Genomic DNA, 12,970 nt, shown 5'->3' with positions numbered 1-12,970 from the left:
ACGGTCGTCAGACCGTCATGATCTCGGCTTCCTTGCTCTGCACGAGCTTGTCGATTTCGGCCACGTGCTTGTCGGTCAGCTTCTGCACGTCGTCGCTCGCGCGGCGCTCGTCGTCTTCCGAGATTTCCTTGTCCTTCACGAGCTTCTTGAGTGCTTCGTTCGCGTCGCGGCGCAGGTTGCGGATCGCGACCTTGGCCGTTTCGCCTTCGCTCTTGACGACCTTGGTCAGCTCGCGGCGGCGCTCTTCCGTCAGCGCGGGCATCGGCACGCGGATCAGGTCGCCGGCGGTGGCCGGGTTCAGGCCCAGGTCGGCTTCGCGAATGGCCTTCTCGACCTTCGCGACCATGTTCTTTTCCCACGGCTGCACGCCGATCGTGCGCGCATCGACGAGCGTCAGGTTGGCGACCTGCGAGATCGGCACCATCGAGCCGTAGTAGTCGACCTGCACGTGATCGAGCAGACCGGTGTGTGCACGGCCCGTACGGATCTTTGCCAGATCGTTCTTGAACGCTTCGATCGAGCGCTGCATCTTTTGCTCGACGCCCTTCTTGGTATCAGCGACACTCATTTCAACCTCCGAACCTTCTAACCTTCAAAGAACACGGGCCCTGCCCGGCGCATCGGGTGCGCCGCGGCCGATAACCCGCATCCGCGGGAGTTTACACGTGGACGAGCGTACCTTCGTCCTCGCCCAGCACGATGCGCTTGAGCGCGCCCGGCTTGTTGATCGAAAACACGCGAATCGGCAGCTTCTGGTCGCGGCACAGCGCAAAGGCCGTCGCGTCCATCACCTGCAGGTTGCGGCTGATCGCCTCGTCGAAAGTGATCGTCGTGTAACGCGTGGCCGACGGATCCTTCTTCGGATCGGCAGAATATACGCCATCGACCTTGGTCGCCTTCAATACGACCTCGGCGCCGACTTCCGACCCGCGCAGCGCGGCGGCCGTGTCCGTCGTGAAGAACGGGTTGCCCGTACCGGCCGCGAAGATCACGACGCGGCCTTCCTCGAGCTGGCGGATCGCGCGGGGCCGGATGTACGGCTCGACGACCTGGTCCATCCGCAGCGCGGACTGCACACGCGCCTCGATGCCGGCGTGGCGCATCGCGTCCTGCAGCGCCAGCGCGTTCATCATCGTCGCGAGCATCCCCATGTAGTCTGCCGTCGCGCGGTCCATGCCGGCCGCGCCACCCGCGACACCGCGGAAAATATTACCGCCACCGATCACGACCGCGAGCTGCGTACCGAGACGCACGACTTCGGCGATATCGGCCACCATCCGTTCGATCGTCGCGCGATTGATGCCGAAGGCATCGTCGCCCATCAGCGCTTCGCCGGAGAGTTTGAGGAGGACGCGTTTATAGGCATTGGACATAGGGGCTTCCGAGCGACGAGAGGATGACAACCACGAACTGTAGGGGCGAAATACTGATTCGGGCAAGCGCCGACGGTCGAACCGGGGGTTCCCGGCCGGCCGGCGGCGGCGCCGACCGCGGCGGAGCGGACGCCCGCCGCGGATACTGCCTGACTGCTTACGACTTACTGCTGCTTTGCTGCTGCGACTTGCGCGGCCACTTCGGCGGCGAAGTCGTCCTGGCGCTTCTCGATGCCTTCGCCGACGACGAACAGCGCGAACTTCTGCACTGCGGCATCCGCTGCCTTCAGCATCTGCTCGATCGTCTGCTTGTCGTTCTTCACGAACGTCTGGTTCAGCAGCGACACTTCCTTCAGGTACTTCTGGACGCTGCCATCGACCATCTTCGCGACGATTTCAGCCGGCTTGCCCGATTCCGCAGCCTTCTGCTCGGCCACGCGGCGTTCCGTCTCGATCAGTTCCGCCGGCACGTCAGCCGACGACAGCGCGACCGGCTTCATTGCCGCGATGTGCATCGCGACGTCCTTGCCGACCTGCTCTTCCGCGCCCGTGTACTCGACGATCACGCCGATACGCGCGCCGTGCAGGTACGTTGCGATCTTGTTTGCGGTTTCGAAACGGACGAAACGGCGGATCGAGACGTTCTCGCCGATCTTGCCGACCAGCGCCAGACGCACTGCGTCGACCGTCGAGCCTTCGAGCGGCAGCGCCGACAGCGCAGCCACGTCGGCCGGGTTTTGCGTCGCGACGAGTTCTGCAACCGTCTTCGAGAATGCGAGGAAGTCGTCGTTCTTCGCGACGAAGTCGGTTTCGCAGTTCAGTTCGACCAGCGAGCCTGCGTTGCCGCCGACGAACGATGCGACGACGCCTTCTGCCGTCACGCGCGATGCCGCCTTGCTCGCCTTGTTGCCGAGCTTGACGCGCAGCAGCTCTTCAGCCTTGGCCAGATCGCCGTCGGCTTCCGTCAGCGCCTTCTTGCACTCCATCATCGGTGCGTCGGTCTTTGCGCGCAGTTCTGCCACCATGCTTGCGGTAATTGCCGCCATCATTCGCTCCTTGAGTCTGTATTCACAACGCCGCCCGCTTGGACGCGGACGGCCGAGATTCGTTTCCGGACCCGCGCCGATTCGGCGCGATCAGGTCCGGCGCACAAGCTTAAAAAAAGGGGGCCTGTTGAGAGCCCCCTTTTTGCGCCGGCTCGGGGCCAGTTACGCGTTTTCCTCGACGTACTCGTCGTCGCCGCGTGCGGCCTGGACCACTTCGTTGACCGCGTTCGCACGGCCTTCGAGGATCGCATCGGCCACGCCTTCAGCGTACAGCGCGACTGCCTTGCTCGAGTCGTCGTTACCCGGGATCACGTAATCCACACCTTCCGGCGAGTGGTTCGTATCGACCACGGCGATGACCGGCACGCCCAGCTTGTTCGCTTCGGTGACAGCAATCTTGTGGTAGCCGACGTCCACGACGAAGATCGCGTCCGGAATGCCGCCCATGTCCTTCACGCCGCCGATCGACTTTTGCAGCTTGGCGATTTCGCGTTCGAACAGCAGCGCTTCCTTCTTGCTCATCTTTTCGAGCTCGCCTGCCTCGACTGCCGCTTCCATGTCCTTCAGGCGCTTGATCGATACCTTCAGCGTCTTGAAGTTGGTCATCATGCCGCCGAGCCAGCGTGCGTTGACGAACGGCATGCCTGCGCGCTGCGCTTCCTGGGCGATCGTGTCACGCGATTGGCGCTTCGTGCCGACGAACAGGATCGTGCCGCGGTTCGCTGCCAGCTGGCGCACGTACTTCTGTGCGTCCGTGAACATCGGCAGCGTCTTTTCGAGGTTGATGATGTGAATCTTGTTGCGGTGACCGAAAATGAACGGAGCCATCTTCGGGTTCCAGAAGCGCGTCTGGTGACCGAAGTGGACACCCGCTTCCAGCATTTGGCGCATCGTAACTGCCATGTAAATTCTCCACGAGGGTTGGGTCTTAAGCCGGCCGCCGTACCGCCGCGCGATCCCACCCCGAAGGGCGCGAATTCCGCGCGGCCGGCACCCTGGTTGCGCCGGCTTGCGATTCGACACGTGCAAACGCCCGTGCCGCAAGCCTTCCATCCGCGATGCCGCCCCAACATGGGGCAAGCTCGGCAATTGGATATCGACTTAGCCAAAGAGTATAGCACGCCGATTTGTCCGCTCTCAAGTCGCTCACCACTTTCGCTTGCCGCGCGGCAGCCGGCCGGACAATCCGCGAAAACCCGCATCCGCACCGCCGGCAGGGGCTGCGAGGCCTGCCAGAAGGTGCGATAATCCGTCAATTCACCGCATTCCAGGCATACCTCGATGGCTATTACGCTCAAAAACGAACACGATATCGCCGAGATGCGCGTCGCCTGCCGTCTCGCGAGCGAAGTGCTCGACTTCATCACGCCGCACGTCGTCGCGGGCGTCACGACCGCCGAACTCGACCGCCTCTGCCACGAGTTCATGCTCAACGAACAGGGCACGATCCCGGCGCCGCTGAACTACCAGCCGCCCGGCTACCCGCCGTACCCGAAGGCCACCTGCATTTCGGTCAACGACGTGATCTGCCACGGCATTCCCGGCGAGAAGGTGATCAAGAACGGCGATGCGCTGAACATCGACATCACCGTGATCAAGAACGGCTACTTCGGCGACACGAGCCGCATGTTCATCGTCGGCGAGGGTTCGATCCTCGCGAAGCGCCTCGTGCAGACCACCTACGAATGCATGTGGCTCGGTATCGACCAGGTCAAGCCGGGCGCGCACCTCGGCGACATCGGCTACGCGATCCAGAAGCACGCGGAAGCGCAGGGCTACAGCGTCGTGCGCGAATACTGCGGCCACGGCATCGGCACGGTGTTCCACGAAGATCCGCAGGTCGTCCACTACGGCCGCCCGGGCACCGGCATCGAACTGAAGGCCGGGATGATCTTCACGATCGAGCCGATGATCAACGCCGGCAAGCGCGACATCCGCACGATGCCCGACCAGTGGACGGTCAAGACGCGCGACCGCAGCTTGTCGGCGCAGTGGGAGCACACGGTGCTCGTCACCGAAACCGGCTACGACGTGCTGACCGTGTCGGCCGGCACGCCGGCGCGCCCCGTGTTCGCGCAACCGGCCGCCGCCGTCTGAGCGCCGTCGCGCCAGCCCGCCCCACCCGCACCTGAACAGCCGCCCATGAGCGCTCACGCTGCCCCCTCGCCCGAAGCGCTGTCGCGGCGCGCCGAATTCAAGGCCGCCAAGACGGAGATGCTCGAGCGCTTTCGCCGCGCGGCGAACGTCGCGTCGCTGATGCACGCGCTGTCGAAACTCACCGACGAAGCGCTGAAGCGCGTGTGGGACGACTGCGGGCTGCCCGCGACGCTCGCGCTCGTCGCCGTCGGCGGCTACGGGCGCGGCGAGCTCGCACCCTATTCCGACGTCGACATCCTCGTGCTGCTGCCCGATGCGCACGACCCGGCGCTCGATGCACGCATCGAGCGCTTCATCGGCATGGCGTGGGATCTCGGCCTCGAGATCGGCAGCAGCGTGCGCACGGTCGCGCAGTGCATCGAGGAGGCGTCGCAGGACGTCACGGTGCAGACCTCGCTGCTGGAAGCACGCCGCATCGTCGGCAGCACCGCGCTGTTCGAACGCTTCACGGTGCGGTACCACGAGGCGCTCGACGCCCGCGCGTTCTTCACCGCGAAGGTGCTCGAGATGCGCCAGCGCCACGCGAAGTTCCAGGACACGCCGTACAGCCTTGAACCGAACGTGAAGGAAAGCCCCGGCGGGTTGCGCGACCTGCAGACGATCCTGTGGATCGCGCGCGCGGCCGGTTTCGGCAGCAGCTGGCGCGAGCTCGACACGCGTGGTCTCATCACCGATCGCGAGGCGCGCGAGCTGCGCCGCAACGAAGGTTTCCTGAAAACGCTGCGCGCGCGGCTGCACGTGATCGCCGGCCGCCGCCAGGACATGCTCGTGTTCGACCTGCAGACGCAGGCCGCCGAGAGCTTCGGCTACCAGCCGACGCAAACCAAGCGCACGAGCGAACAGCTGATGCGCCGCTATTACTGGGCCGCGAAAGCCGTCACGCAGCTCGCGACGATCCTGATCCAGAACATCGAGGCGCAGCTGTTCCCCGCGACGAGCGGCATCACGCGCGTGCTGTCGCCCGACCGCTTCGTCGAGAAGCAGGGCATGCTCGAGATCGTCGACGACGGCGTGTTCGAACGCCACCCCGACGCGATCCTCGAAGCGTTCCTGCTGTACGAGACGACCCGCGGCGTGAAGGGCCTGTCCGCCCGCACGCTGCGCGCGCTGTACAACTCGCGCGAGATCATGAACAACACGTGGCGCCGCGATCCGCAGAACCGCGACACGTTCATGCGGATCCTTCAGCAACCCGAAGGAATCACGCACGCGTTCCGGTTGATGAACCAGACGAGCGTGCTCGGCCGCTACCTGCTGAACTTCCGCCGCATCGTCGGCCAGATGCAGCACGACCTGTACCACGTGTACACGGTCGACCAGCACATCCTGATGGTGTTGCGCAACATCCGCCGCTTCGCGGTGGCCGAGCACGCGCATGAATATCCGTTCTGCAGCCAGCTGATCGGCAACTTCGAGCGCCCGTGGGTGCTGTATGTCGCGGCACTGTTCCACGACATCGCGAAGGGCCGCGGTGGCGATCACTCGACGCTCGGGATGGCCGATGCGCGGCGCTTCTGCCGCGAGCACGGCATCGCCGGCGACGATGCGGCGCTGATCGTGTGGCTCGTCCAGCATCACCTGACGATGAGCCAGGTCGCGCAGAAGCAGGACACGAGCGACCCGGAAGTCATCAAGCGCTTCGCCGAAGTCGTCGGCAACGAGCGGTACCTCACCGCGCTGTACCTGCTGACCGTCGCCGATATCCGCGGCACGAGCCCGAAGGTGTGGAACACGTGGAAGGGCAAGCTGCTCGAGGATCTGTACCGCATCACGCTCGCGGTGCTCGGCGGGGCCAACCCCGACGCGCATTCGGAGCTGAAGTCGCGGCAGGAGCAGGCGCTCGCGCTGCTGCGTCTCGAGACCGTGCCCGACGACGCGCATTGCGCGCTGTGGGATCAGCTCGATGTCGGCTTCTTCCTGCGTCACGACGCGGCCGACATCGCGTGGCAGACACGTGTGCTGTACCGGCACGTGAATGCCGAAACCGCGATCGTCCGCGCGCGGCCGTCGCCGATCGGCGACGCGCTGCAGGTGCTCGTGTACGTGAAGGATCGCCCCGACCTGTTCGCGGGCATCTGTGCGTATTTCGACCGCAACGGGCTGTCGGTGCTCGACGCACGCGTCAGCACGACGCGGCACGGCTATGCGCTCGACAACTTCATCGTCACGCAGACCGAACGTGACGTGCGGTATCGCGACATCGCGAATCTCGTCGAGCAGCAACTCGCGTCGCGGCTCACCGAAACCGCACCGCTGCCGGAGCCGTCCAAGGGCCGCCTGTCGAGGCTGTCCCGGACTTTTCCGATCACGCCGCGCGTCGACCTGCGGGCCGACGAGCGCGGCCAGTACTACATCCTGTCCGTGTCGGCCAACGACCGGCCGGGCCTTCTCTATTCGATCGCGCGCGTACTCGCCGAGCATCGGATCGGCGTCCACGCGGCGCGGATCAATACGCTCGGCGAACGCGTCGAGGACATCTTCCTGCTCGCGGGTGCCGGCCTGTCCGACAACCGTCTGCAGATCCAGCTCGAAACCGAATTGCTGCGTGCGATCGCAGTCTGAATGAATCCCAGCGTTTATGCGCACCAAATTAACCGTCAAGAATCCGAAGCCGGCGTCGCCGACCCGCGCCCCTGTCCGCTCCGGCAGCCTCGTCGCCCGCAAGGCGGTGCGTCCCGCTACGCCTCCCGCCGGGGACAAGCCGGCCCGCCCGAAGAAGGCGTCCCCGGCCGGCGCCGGCGAACGCACGTTCAAGCCGCGCGCTGCCGCAGGCGCCGAGCGCCCGGGCGCGGATCGCGCACCGGCCAAGCGTGCACCGCGTGACGGCGGTGCGGAACGCGGCACGCGCGCCCCTTATCGCGACAACACGGCCGGGGAAGGCGCGAAGCGAAGCTTCGGCGACCGCCGCACGTCGTCCGATCGCCCGCCCCGCCGCGATGACGACGCGCGGCCGCGTCGTGCAGGTGGCGAAGGCGGCGCACGCGCGCCGTATCGCGACAACGCAGGCGGTGAAGGTGCAAAACGCAGCTTCGGCGACCGTCGGACGTCGTCGGATCGTCCGCCCCGCCGTGATGACGATGCACGGCCGCGTCGTGCAGGTGCAGGCGAAGGCGGCGCACGCGCACCTTATCGCGACAACGCAGCCGGCGAAGGCGCGAAGCGCAGCTTCGGCGACCGCCGCACGTCGTCCGATCGCCCGCCCCGCCGCGATGACGATGCACGTCCGCGTCGCGCAGGTTCCAGTGAAGGCAACGCACGCGCGCCGTATCGTGACAACGCAGCCGGCGAAGGCGCGAAGCGCAGCTTCGGCGACCGCCGCACGTCGTCCGATCGTCCGCCCCGCCGCGATGACGACGCACGTCCGCGTCGCGCAGGTTCCAGCGAAGGCAACGCACGCGCGCCGTATCGCGACAACGCAGCCGGCGAAGGTGCAAAGCGCAGCTTCAGCGACCGCCGCACGTCGTCCGATCGCCCGCCACGCCGCGATGACGATGCACGTCCGCGTCGTGCAGGTTCCAGCGAAGGCAACGCACGCGCGCCTTATCGCGACAAGGCAGCCGGCGAAGGTGCAAAGCGCAGCTTCGGCGACCGCCGCACGTCGTCCGATCGGCCGCCGCGCCGCAACGACGACGACCGCCCGGCCCGCCCCGCACGCGACGGCGAGCGCCGCTCGTTCGGCGCCGTCAAGACCGCGCAACCGGTCAAGCGCGCCGCCGCCGACGTCGACTACGGTGACGAATCGGGCCTGATGCGCCTGTCGAAACGGATGTCCGAGCTCGGCATGTGCTCGCGCCGCGAAGCCGACGAATGGATCGAAAAGGGCTGGGTGCTCGTCGACGGCGAACGCATCGACACGCTCGGCACCAAGGTCCGCGCCGACCAGAAGATCGAGATCGACGAACGCGCGAGCGCCGCGCAGGCCGCGCAAGTAACGATCCTGCTGCACAAGCCGGTCGGCTACGTGTCGGGCCAGGCGGAGGACGGTTACGAGCCCGCGGCCGTGCTGATCACGCGCGCGAACCGCTGGAGCGGCGATCATTCGCCGGTGCGCTTCTCGCCGCAGCACTTGCATGCCCTCGCACCGGCCGGCCGCCTGGACATCGATTCGACCGGCCTGCTCGTGCTGACGCAGAACGGCGTGATCGCGAAGCAGCTGATCGGCGAGCAATCGGACATCGACAAGGAGTACCTGGTGCGCGTGCGCTTCGGTGAGCGGCTCATCGACATCGACCAGCACTTCCCCGCGGAATCGCTCGCGAAGCTGCGCCACGGCCTCGAGCTCGACGGCGTCGCGCTGAAGCCCGCGATGGTGAGCTGGCAGAACGGCGAGCAGTTGCGCTTCGTGCTGCGCGAAGGCAAGAAGCGCCAGATCCGTCGCATGTGCGAGCTGGTCGGCCTCGACGTGATCGGCCTGAAGCGCGTCCGGATGGGCCGCGTGATGCTCGGCGCACTGCCGCAGGGCCAATGGCGCTATCTGTCGGCCGACGAGACGTTCTGATCGCGGGCGCATACACGTGCGCCACGCAATGAAAATGCCCGCGCAAGCGGGCTTTTTCTTGTCTGCGAGCAGCCGGCAAAGCCGGCCAATCAATCGTCGGAAGCCGGATCGAGCCCCGGGAACAGCACTTCCGTGAAGCCGAAGCGCGTGAAATCGGTGATCCGCATCGGATACAGCTTGCCGATCAGGTGATCGTATTCGTGCTGGACGACGCGTGCGTGAAAACCGTCGGCCACGCGGTCGATCTTCTCGCCGTACTGGTCGAAGCCGCTGTAGCGCACCTTCGCGTAGCGGCTGACGACGCCGCGCATGCCCGGCACCGACAGGCAGCCTTCCCAGCCCTCTTCCATGTCCGGCGGCAGGTACTCGATCTTCGGGTTGATCAGCACGGTTTCGGGCACCGGCGGCGCGTCCGGGTAGCGGTTGTTGTTGCCGAAGCCGAAGATGATGATCTGCAGCCCGATGCCAATCTGCGGCGCGGCCAGGCCGGCGCCGTTCGCGTGGTGCATCGTCTCGAACATGTCCGCGACGATCTCGTGCAGTTCGGGTGTATCGAACCGCTCGACCGGCTTGGCGACTTCGAGCAGGCGCGGATCGCCCATCTTCAGGATCTCGCGAATCATGGCGTATTACCCTCCAGGAGTTGGTGCAGGCCGTCTTCGTCCAGCACGGGGATGCCGAGTTCCTCGGCCTTCGCGAGCTTGCTGCCGGCTTCGGCGCCCGCGACCACGTAATCCGTCTTCTTCGATACCGAACCGGCCACTTTCGCGCCCGCCGCTTCGAGCATTTCCTTCGCGGCATCGCGCGTGAGCGTCGGCAGCGTGCCCGTCAGCACGACCGTCTTGCCGGCCAGCACGCCCTGCGGCGCCTTCGGCGCGGGCGGCCCTTCCGGCCACGTCACCTTGCCCGGTGCGCGCAACTGCTCGATCACGGTCCGGTTGTGCTCTTCCGCGAAGAACTGGTGGAGCGACTCGGCGACGATCGGCCCGACGTCGTTGACCTCGAGCAGTTCTTCGATCGATGCGTCCATGATCGGCGTCAGCGAGCCGAAATGCTTCGCGAGATCCTTCGCGGTCGATTCGCCCACGTGACGGATGCCGAGCCCGTAGATGAAGCGCGCGAGCGTCGTGTGCTTCGCCTTCTCGAGCGAGTCGAGCAGGTTCTGCGCCGATTTCTCGGCGAACCGGTCGAGCTCGGCGAGCGTCGCAAAGCCGAGATTGAACAGGTCGGCCGGCGTACGCACGAGATTCAGCTCGACGAGCTGGTCGATGATCTTCTCGCCGAGACCGTCGATGTCGAGCGCGCGGCGCTGCGCGAAATGCCACAGTGCCTGCTTGCGCTGCGCCGGACAGAACAGGCCGCCCGTGCAGCGCGCGATCGCCTCGTCCGGCAGGCGTTCGATCTTCGAGCCGCACACCGGGCATTCGGTCGGCATCACGAATTCGGCCGCATCGGCCGGGCGCCGGTCGAGCAGCGCGCCGACCACCTCGGGGATCACGTCGCCCGCGCGGCGCACGATCACGGTATCGCCGATCCGGATGTCCTTGCGGCGCACCTCGTCCTCGTTGTGCAGCGTCGCGTTCGTCACGGTCGCGCCGCCGACGAACACGGGCTCGAGGCGCGCGACCGGCGTGATCGCGCCGGTGCGGCCGACCTGCACGTCGATCGCGACGAGCCTGGTCAGTGCTTCCTGTGCGGGGAACTTGTGCGCGAGCGCGAAGCGCGGCGCGCGCGACACGAAGCCGAGGCGCTCCTGTTCGTCGCGCCGGTTGACCTTGTAGACGACGCCGTCGATGTCGTACGGCAGCGACTCGCGCTTCTCGCCGACCTTGCGGAAGAAGTCGAGCAAGCCTTCCGCGCCGTGCACGACCGCGCGCTCGCGGTTCACGGGCAGGCCGAGCGACTCGTACCAGTCGAGCAGCGCGCTGTGCGTATCGGGCATCGGCATCCCGTCGAGCACGCCGATCCCGTACGCGAAGAACGACAGCGGACGCTGCGCGGTGATCTTCGAGTCGAGCTGGCGCAGGCTGCCGGCCGCCGCGTTGCGCGGGTTCGCGAATTCGCGCTGCTCGGCCGCCCGCTGGCGTTCGTTCAGGCGTGCGAAATCGCGCTTGAACATCAGCACCTCGCCGCGCACGTCGAGCACGGCCGGCACGTTCTTGCCCTTCAGCTTCAGCGGAATCGAGCGGATCGTGCGCACGTTCTCGGTCACGTCCTCGCCCGTGGTCCCGTCGCCGCGCGTCGATGCCTGGACGAATACGCCCTGCTCGTAGCGCAGCGAGATCGCGAGACCGTCGAACTTCAGTTCGCACGCGTATTCGACGGGCTCCGTCACCGAGCCGGCGAGATCGGTCGTCTTGTCGAGCGCGTCGGCGACACGCTTGTCGAATGCGACGATGTCCTCGTCGGCGAAGCCGTTGTTCAGCGACAGCATCGGCGCGTCATGGACGACCGGCGTGAAGCCGCCGGCCGCCTCGCCGCCGACACGCTGCGTCGGCGAATCGGGCGTCACGAGTTCCGGATGGTCGGCTTCGAGCTGCTGCAGTTCGCGGAACAGCCGGTCGTATTCGGCGTCGGGCAGATCCGGCTGGTCGAGCACGTAGTAGGCGTAGTTCGCCCGCTCGAGTTGATCGCGCAGCCACGCGGCACGCGCGTCGGGCTGGCTGGCTGGCGGTTCGGCTTGGGTTCGGGCCATGCTGGCGGCAGAGTCGTTCTGAAAAATCGGAATTCCGATTATCTCAGTTTGACGCCGCAGCGGGGGCACGCGATGCGTGCCGCGCGGGCCCGCTGCAGTGCACACGAGCACGCTGCATTGCAGCGTCGGGCGACGGCGCCGAAAGCCGCCGCCTGACGGGCGCGCGTTACTGGCTGAAAAGGCGGCGCGTGACCGGCGAGCCGGCCGGGATGCCGGCTTCCTCGAGCTTCGCGTACAGCTTCATCAGCTGCTGATCGATCGCGACCAGCGTCGATTCCGGCAGCGGCCGCCGCGAATCGTCGACGACCCGTGCGCCGATCCGCTCGGACAGCGACTTCGCGTAGTCGCACATCAGCCGGAACGGCAGGATGTCCTCTTCGGCGACCGGCACGTCGAGCACCAGCGTGATCATGTTGCCGCCCTTGTACGTGAGGTCGTCGCGCAGGAAGTTCGTGTCACCGAACTGCAGCATGAACACGGGGTTCTGCTTCGCGTCGAGCTTCACGAAACGCGTGCCGTCGCGCGACAGCAGCAGCCCGTCCTGCGACGCGACCGCCTGCACGTAGTTCGCCGACCACGGCGCGCCGTCCGACATCACGTTGATCGACAGCTGCGCGTCGCACTGCGCGGCGAACGCGTCGAGCTCGCGCGCCATCGCGACCGTTTCCATCATGTCCGGGAATTCCGGCGCGCCGTCGATCGCGTCGGCGAACTGCTGGACGCCCGTCACGAATTCGGAGAACTCGAGCTCGTTCAGCGCACCGCTGCGGTTCGCGAGCTGCGCGGCCGCGCGCAGCTCATCGTAGCGCACGCCGTTCTGCAGCAACTCCCACTGGCCGCCTTCCGGCTTGCCTTCGATGTGCACGGGCTTGCTGCCCGCGCGGCGCAGCCGCTGCGCGGCCGGCAGGATCTTGTCGCCCGGCAGCGACCCGCCGAGGCGGATCGGCACGATGCAGTCGATCCGGCGGTCGACGATCGCCGGCGGGGCCGAAGAGATCGTCGTGGCGGCCGGCAGCACGGGTTCGGCCGGCTCTGCCGGTTCGGCGTGGCGCCCCGGGCCTGACGCGGTGCGCGGTGTCGGTCGAGACCGCCGATGCGGCGCGCGACGCACGCTTTTACCATGCACTGGTCGAAGGTTTCGACGGCGTGTCTCACGTGACCGTCGAAGTGATGACGCCTGCGAAGGCGGCCTGACCGTGGC

9 protein-coding genes and 2 pseudogenes are annotated in these 12,970 nt (G+C 66.6%); 4 read left to right on the top strand and 7 right to left on the bottom strand.

Going from position 1 to position 12,970, the window contains the following annotated elements:
- Window positions 1-7: 7 nt before the first annotated feature.
- The 4 genes from frr to rpsB all read right to left on the bottom strand — a co-directional run bounded on the left by frr (window position 8) and on the right by rpsB (window position 3,322).
- A complete protein-coding gene (gene frr / locus G3N96_RS24690; RefSeq protein ID WP_039342717.1) occupies window positions 8-568 on the bottom strand; it encodes a ribosome recycling factor in 561 nt (186 codons plus the stop codon).
- 91 nt (window positions 569-659) lie between these two features.
- Window positions 660-1,373 (bottom strand): UMP kinase, encoded by a 714-nt coding sequence (gene pyrH / locus G3N96_RS24685; protein ID WP_011352459.1) that lies wholly within the window; start codon window positions 1,371-1,373, stop codon window positions 660-662.
- A gap of 164 nt (window positions 1,374-1,537) precedes the next feature.
- Window positions 1,538-2,419 (bottom strand): translation elongation factor Ts, encoded by an 882-nt coding sequence (gene tsf, locus G3N96_RS24680; RefSeq protein ID WP_089495101.1) that lies wholly within the window; start codon window positions 2,417-2,419, stop codon window positions 1,538-1,540.
- A 162-nt stretch (window positions 2,420-2,581) separates the two neighbouring features.
- Complete coding sequence (gene rpsB, locus G3N96_RS24675) at window positions 2,582-3,322, bottom strand: 30S ribosomal protein S2 (protein WP_006752149.1); 741 nt, start codon at window positions 3,320-3,322, stop codon at window positions 2,582-2,584.
- 378 nt (window positions 3,323-3,700) lie between these two features.
- Between rpsB and map the strand changes: the two genes are divergently transcribed.
- Genes map through G3N96_RS24660 form a run of 3 tightly spaced genes read left to right on the top strand, consistent with a single transcriptional unit; the run spans window position 3,701 to window position 9,074 of the window.
- Window positions 3,701-4,516 (top strand): type I methionyl aminopeptidase, encoded by an 816-nt coding sequence (gene map / locus G3N96_RS24670; protein ID WP_046545985.1) that lies wholly within the window; start codon window positions 3,701-3,703, stop codon window positions 4,514-4,516.
- 45 nt (window positions 4,517-4,561) lie between these two features.
- A complete protein-coding gene (locus G3N96_RS24665; protein ID WP_206138814.1) occupies window positions 4,562-7,138 on the top strand; it encodes a [protein-PII] uridylyltransferase in 2,577 nt (858 codons plus the stop codon).
- 16 nt (window positions 7,139-7,154) lie between these two features.
- A complete protein-coding gene (locus G3N96_RS24660) occupies window positions 7,155-9,074 on the top strand; it encodes a pseudouridine synthase (protein WP_206138813.1) in 1,920 nt (639 codons plus the stop codon).
- 89 nt (window positions 9,075-9,163) lie between these two features.
- Here the strand turns inward: G3N96_RS24660 and def are convergent, their stop codons facing one another.
- From def to G3N96_RS24645, 3 genes and pseudogenes are all read right to left on the bottom strand, one after another.
- On the bottom strand, window positions 9,164-9,697 hold the full coding sequence (gene def / locus G3N96_RS24655; RefSeq protein ID WP_039342702.1) for a peptide deformylase: 534 nt from the start codon (window positions 9,695-9,697) through the stop codon (window positions 9,164-9,166).
- A complete protein-coding gene (gene ligA, locus G3N96_RS24650) occupies window positions 9,694-11,769 on the bottom strand; it encodes an NAD-dependent DNA ligase LigA (protein ID WP_089473102.1) in 2,076 nt (691 codons plus the stop codon). Before ligA ends, def begins: the two co-directional genes overlap by 4 nt.
- A gap of 166 nt (window positions 11,770-11,935) precedes the next feature.
- Window positions 11,936-12,802, bottom strand: a pseudogene (locus G3N96_RS24645) (cell division protein ZipA C-terminal FtsZ-binding domain-containing protein); the annotation flags it as partial.
- A 41-nt stretch (window positions 12,803-12,843) separates the two neighbouring features.
- On the opposite strand from G3N96_RS24645, the pseudogene G3N96_RS24640 reads away from it, so the two are divergent.
- Window positions 12,844-12,963: pseudogene (locus G3N96_RS24640) on the top strand (cation transporter); the annotation flags it as partial.
- Window positions 12,964-12,970: the final 7 nt, after the last annotated feature.

This window comes from Burkholderia sp. Se-20373, assembly GCF_017104705.1.
GTDB lineage: Bacteria > Pseudomonadota > Gammaproteobacteria > Burkholderiales > Burkholderiaceae > Burkholderia.
Note: the sequence above shows the minus strand (reverse complement) of the source record. Positions and strands in the feature narration are given on the sequence as shown.

What these genes read in the sequence shown, in the direction of transcription:
- G3N96_RS24665 (WP_206138814.1), top strand. Translation starts at nt 4,562, where the DNA reads ATGAGCGCTCACGCTGCCCCCTCGCCCGAAGCGCTGTCGCGGCGCGCC.
- map (WP_046545985.1), top strand. Translation starts at nt 3,701, where the DNA reads ATGGCTATTACGCTCAAAAACGAACACGATATCGCCGAGATGCGCGTC.
- G3N96_RS24660 (WP_206138813.1), top strand. Translation starts at nt 7,155, where the DNA reads ATGCGCACCAAATTAACCGTCAAGAATCCGAAGCCGGCGTCGCCGACC.
- pyrH (WP_011352459.1), bottom strand. Translation starts at nt 1,373, where the DNA reads ATGTCCAATGCCTATAAACGCGTCCTCCTCAAACTCTCCGGCGAAGCG.
- tsf (WP_089495101.1), bottom strand. Translation starts at nt 2,419, where the DNA reads ATGGCGGCAATTACCGCAAGCATGGTGGCAGAACTGCGCGCAAAGACC.
- ligA (WP_089473102.1), bottom strand. Translation starts at nt 11,769, where the DNA reads ATGGCCCGAACCCAAGCCGAACCGCCAGCCAGCCAGCCCGACGCGCGT.
- rpsB (WP_006752149.1), bottom strand. Translation starts at nt 3,322, where the DNA reads ATGGCAGTTACGATGCGCCAAATGCTGGAAGCGGGTGTCCACTTCGGT.
- frr (WP_039342717.1), bottom strand. Translation starts at nt 568, where the DNA reads ATGAGTGTCGCTGATACCAAGAAGGGCGTCGAGCAAAAGATGCAGCGC.
- def (WP_039342702.1), bottom strand. Translation starts at nt 9,697, where the DNA reads ATGATTCGCGAGATCCTGAAGATGGGCGATCCGCGCCTGCTCGAAGTC.